We start from the raw sequence: 4729 nt of genomic DNA on the forward strand, positions 1-4729 counted from the left end.
CCTCACCCCGACCCTCTCCCCGGGGGGGAGAGGGAGAAAAGTGGGCTTCTTCATCATCACCGCCCCCTCACGCCGCGGCCTGCGCCGGCTTCTTGGCCGGCGTGGGCAGCAGGTCGACCACCTTCAGCACGGTGCGGATGCGCTGCTTGGTGCCGTCCTGGAAGGTGATGGTGGTGTCCACGTCAATGGCCGGCTGGCCCGCGTAGATGGAGTCGATGATCTCGCCGTATTTCTCGGCGATCACGCCGCGCCGCACCTTGCGGGTGCGGGTCAGCTCGCCGTCGTCGGCGTCCAGTTCCTTGTAGAGCAACAGGAACTTGGTGATTCGCTGAAACTCCGGCAGCGTCGCGTTCACCCGCTCCACCTCCTGGCGCAGCAGTTCGTAGACCTCCGGCTTCGACGCGAGGTCGGAGTAGGTGGTGAAGGCGATGCGGTTCTTCTCCGCCCACTTCGACACGATGGGGAAGCGGATGCAGATGATCGCCGACAGGTAGGGCCGCTTGTTGCCCAGGATCACCGCCTCGGCCACATAGGGGCTGAACTTCAGCTTGTTCTCGATGTATTGCGGGCTGAAGCGGTCGTTGTTGCTGGTGGTGGCGATGTCCTTGATGCGGTCGATGATGACCAGATGGCCCTTCTTGTCGAAGAAGCCGGCGTCGCCCGTGTGCATCCAGCCGTCGCGCAGGTCCGCCGTGGTCGAGGCCTCGTTGCGGTAGTAGCCGGCGAACATGTTGGGGTGGCTGACGACGATCTCGCCGATGCCGTTCTGGTCGGGTTCGATCACCTTGACCTTGACGCCGTCGTCGAAGGGCACGCCGACCGTGTCGAAATCCACGTCGTTCGAGCGGTGCACCGTGTAGGCGCCCATCGTCTCCGTCTGGCCGTAGATCTGGCGCAGCGGCACGCCCAGCGCCTGGAAGAACTTGAAGGTGTCGGGGCCGAGCGCGGCGCCGCCGGTCGCCGCCGACTTCAGGTTGGTGAAGCCCAGGCGGTCTCGCAGCGCTGCGAAGAGAATGCGGTCGGCGACGGCGGAGCGGGTTCCGTTGGCGAGCGCCTCCAGACCCAGCTTCATGCCGTAGTCGTACATCTTCTGCTTGAAGGGCGAGGCGTCCATCATGCGGGCGCGCACGTCGGCGGCAATCTGCTCCCACAGGCGGGGGGCGAACAGCACGAAGCTCGGCCCGATCTCGCGGAAGTCGTTCATCATCGTCTCGGCTTCCTCGACGAAGTTCACGCGCATCCGCGACACCATGCCCATGCCGACGGCGTAGATCTGCTCCATGATCCAGGACAACGGCAGCACCGACACATACTCGTCGGTCGGCCCCTTGGGGTCCACCGACAGGTAGCTGGCGACATGGCGGATCAGCCGCCCGGCCGGCAGCATCGCCAGCTTCGGGTTCGAGGTGGTGCCCGAGGTGGTGCAGAGCACCGCCACGTCGTCGCCGCGCGTCGCGCCGACCAGCTCCTCGTAGAGGTTCGGCTTCTCGGCGTGCAGCGCGTTGCCCAGCTTCACCAGCTCCGACGCCTCCATCAGGCGCGGGTCGCTGTACTTGCGCATGCCGCGGGGGTCGGAATAGATGATGTGCTTCAGCGTCGGCAGGCGCTCGCCGAGGTTCAGCAGCTTGTCGACCTGCTCCTCGTCCTCCGCGAAGATGACGTGCACGTCGGCGTAGGTGATGAGGTAGGCGACCTCCTCGTCCATGGCGTCGCGGTAGATGCCCAGGCTCATGGCACCCATGGCGTGGGCGGCGATCTCGCCCATCACCCAGTCGGGCCGGTTGTCGCCGAGCAGGGCCACCACATGGCCGCGCTCCACGCCGAGCTTGATGAGCCCGAGCGTGAAGGCGCGCACACGGGCGTGCATGTCCGCCCAGGTGAACTCGCGCCAGATGCCGAAGTCCTTCTCGCGCATGGCGACATCGCCGCCATGCTCGCGGGCGTGCAGGGTCAGCAGCTTCGGCAGCGTGTCGTGGGTCTTGATATCAGGAAGGGACATCACGCGACCTCCTGCTTGGGCGGCGGGGCCACGGCCTCGTCCTCCTCGTCGTCCTCGCCGAGATAGGCGCGCTTGACGCGCGGGTCGGCCAAGACCTCCTCCGGCGTGCCCTCGGCGATCTTCTTGCCGAACTCCAGGACGATCACGCGGTGGGAGATGTCCATCACGACGCCCATGTCGTGCTCGATCATCACCACCGTCATGCCGAACTCCTCGTTCAGGTCGACGATGTAGCGGGCCATGTCCTCCTTCTCCTCCAGGTTCATGCCCGCCATGGGCTCGTCCAGGAGGATCAGGTCAGGCTTCAGCGCGATGGCGCGGGCCAGTTCCACCCGCTTGCGCAGGCCGTAGGACAGCGTGCCCGCCGTGGCCTTGCGGACATGCTGGATTTCCAGGAAGTCGATGATCTCCTCGACCTCGCGGCGGTGGGCCAGCTCCTCCTTGCGGGCGCCGGTCAGCCAGTAGAGCGACCCGGTGAAGAAGTTGTTCTTCAGCAGGTGGTGGCGCCCGACCATGATGTTGTCGAGCACCGTCATGTGGCCGAACAGCGCCAGATTCTGGAAGGTGCGCCCGATGCCGAGCGAGGCGCGGTGGTTGGGCGTCATGCCCGTGATGTCCTGGCCCTTGAAATAGACCTTTCCGTCGGTGGGCCGGTAGCGGCCGGAGATGCAGTTGACCATGGAGGTCTTGCCCGCACCGTTCGGGCCGATGATGGAGAACAGCTCCCCCTTGCGGATGCTGAAACCGACGTCGGTCAGCGCCTGCACGCCGCCAAAGCGCAAGGACACGCCCCGGGCTTCGAAGATGGTGTCCGATGGGGAGGCCGCGCGGGTGGCGTCGGCCGGATGGGCGTAACCGCGTGGCGATGCGACGGGCGCGCCTGACATTTCCTCCTCCGTTGCTGTGGAACTGCCTTTTTTATCGTTCGCCGGACTGTTTGAGTGGCGAACTGGTCCATATTGTGGACCGTCCTTTGTGCAACGCCTGAACTATAGCCTGTGATGCGCACGGTTTTCAACACGGACATTCCGTGTATGCATGTTTTTTGGAGCGACATCCGGCCCGAAGGTCCATAATATGGACCCCATCATGACCCGGCCCGATTCCGACACCGAAACCGCCCCCGCCGGAGCGTCCGGCGGCACGCAAAGCCTGGAGCGCGCGCTGGCCCTGCTGCGCGCCGTCGCCTCCCACGGGGCCGAGGGCGCGCGTCTTGCCGACCTGATGGGCGACACCGCCCTGTCCAAGGCGACCGCGCACCGGTTGCTGACCGCGCTGGCGCGGGAGCGCTTCATCGACCAGGACCCGCGCAGCCGCCGCTATCATCTGGGGCCGGAGCTGGATTCGCTGGGCCGCATCGCTGCCGCCCGCCACCGCCCCGAAGGCGACGTTCCGGCGCCCGGCCCGGCCACCGTTCAGCCGACCGCTTTCCTGCGTCCGGATTACCAGGGCGAGGCGATTCCGCTCGCCGACCTGCTGTGCGACCGCCACGCCCGCGCCGACGGCGCCCGTGCCGCCCTGCTGCACGAGAGCGTGGCCGGCCAGACGACCGAGCTGAGCTTCGCCCGGCTGGCCCGCGATTCGGCGCGATTCGCCGCGGTGCTGCGCGGCCTCGGCGTCGGGCGCGGCGACCGGGTGGCGGTGCTGCTGCCCAAGGGGGCGGAGCTGCTGATCGCCGCACTGGCGATCTGGCGGCTCGGCGGGGTCTACATGCCGCTCTTCACCACCTATTCCGCCGCCGCTGTCGCCTACCGTCTGGCCGACAGCGAGGCGCGGGCGATCGTCACCACCGGTTTCCTGCGCCGCAAGATCCCGCGCGACAACAGCCGTCCCGTGGTGATGGTGGAGGGCGACGAGGCCTTCGGTCCCGGCGCCGACGCGGTGCCCTTCTGGTCGGCCCTTCATGAATCGGCTCCCCTGCCCGACATCGCCCGCTACGCCGACCGCGATGCCTTCGCGCTGATGTACACCTCCGAGGCGGAGCCGAAACCGCTCGGCGTCTCATTGCCCGTGATGGCGCTGGCCGGGATCGAGCAGTACATGCGCATCGGCCTCGACCTGCGCGACGACGACATCTATTGGAACATGGCTGATCCCGGCTGGGCCTACGGCGCCTATTACGGGCTGGTCGGTCCGCTGCTGCTCGGGCGCACCACGATCTTCTGCGACGGTCCCTACGACGTGCGGCAGGGCTACCGCATGCTGACCAAGTTCGGCGTCACCAACCTGACCTGCGCGCCGTCCCAGATCCGCGCCTGGCACAGCGCCGACCCGGAGGGCGGGCCGCACAAGCTGGCGCTGCGCATCCTGTCGGTGGTCGGCGAACCGCTGCCGCCGGAGTTGATCGGCTGGGCGAACCGCGTGGTCAGCGTCCCCCTGCTCGACCAGTACGGGCAGCGCGAAACCGGCATCTTCATGATGAACCGCTACGACCCCGGCCACGCCGACCGCACCGCCGATTCCTCGCTGGGGCGGCCCCTGCCGGGTTTCCGCGTGGTGATCCTCGACCCGCAGGGCCGCGAGGCGCCGGTCGGCGGCGCGGGCGAGATCGCCATCGACGTGGAGTCCTCGCCGCTCTTCTGGTTCGACGCCTACGCCAACGATCCGGGACGCACCGCCGCCCGCTTCCGCCATGGCCGACGCTACTACCTCACCGGCGACTGGGCGTTCCTGGACAGCGACGGCAACATCCACTTCCGCGGCCGGGCGTCCGACGCCATCGTCATGCAG

The 4729-nt window shown here is 67.5% G+C and carries 3 protein-coding genes; 1 reads left to right on the plus strand and 2 read right to left on the minus strand.

The genetic code is table 11. The features are described 5' to 3' along the window. Positions 1 to 67: 67 nt before the first annotated feature. Together GBZ26_RS26970 and GBZ26_RS26975 are read right to left on the minus strand one after the other, a co-directional pair. The gene (locus GBZ26_RS26970) at positions 68 to 1999 is read right to left on the minus strand and encodes a long-chain fatty acid--CoA ligase (protein ID WP_174441462.1); all 1932 of its coding nucleotides are present in this window, start codon (positions 1997 to 1999) and stop codon (positions 68 to 70) included. Then, positions 1999 to 2886 carry an ABC transporter ATP-binding protein gene (locus GBZ26_RS26975; protein ID WP_014241713.1) on the minus strand — a complete coding sequence of 296 codons (888 nt, stop codon included), beginning with the start codon at positions 2884 to 2886 and terminating at the stop codon, positions 1999 to 2001. Before GBZ26_RS26975 ends, GBZ26_RS26970 begins: the two co-directional genes overlap by 1 nt. A gap of 202 nt (positions 2887 to 3088) precedes the next feature. Here GBZ26_RS26975 and GBZ26_RS26980 point away from each other — a divergent pair. Continuing rightward, the coding region (locus GBZ26_RS26980) for an AMP-binding protein (RefSeq protein WP_174441463.1) at positions 3089 to 4729 on the plus strand (1641 nt) is incomplete at its 3' end.

The organism is Azospirillum formosense, from assembly GCF_013340925.1.
In the GTDB taxonomy this organism is placed as follows: domain Bacteria; phylum Pseudomonadota; class Alphaproteobacteria; order Azospirillales; family Azospirillaceae; genus Azospirillum; species Azospirillum formosense.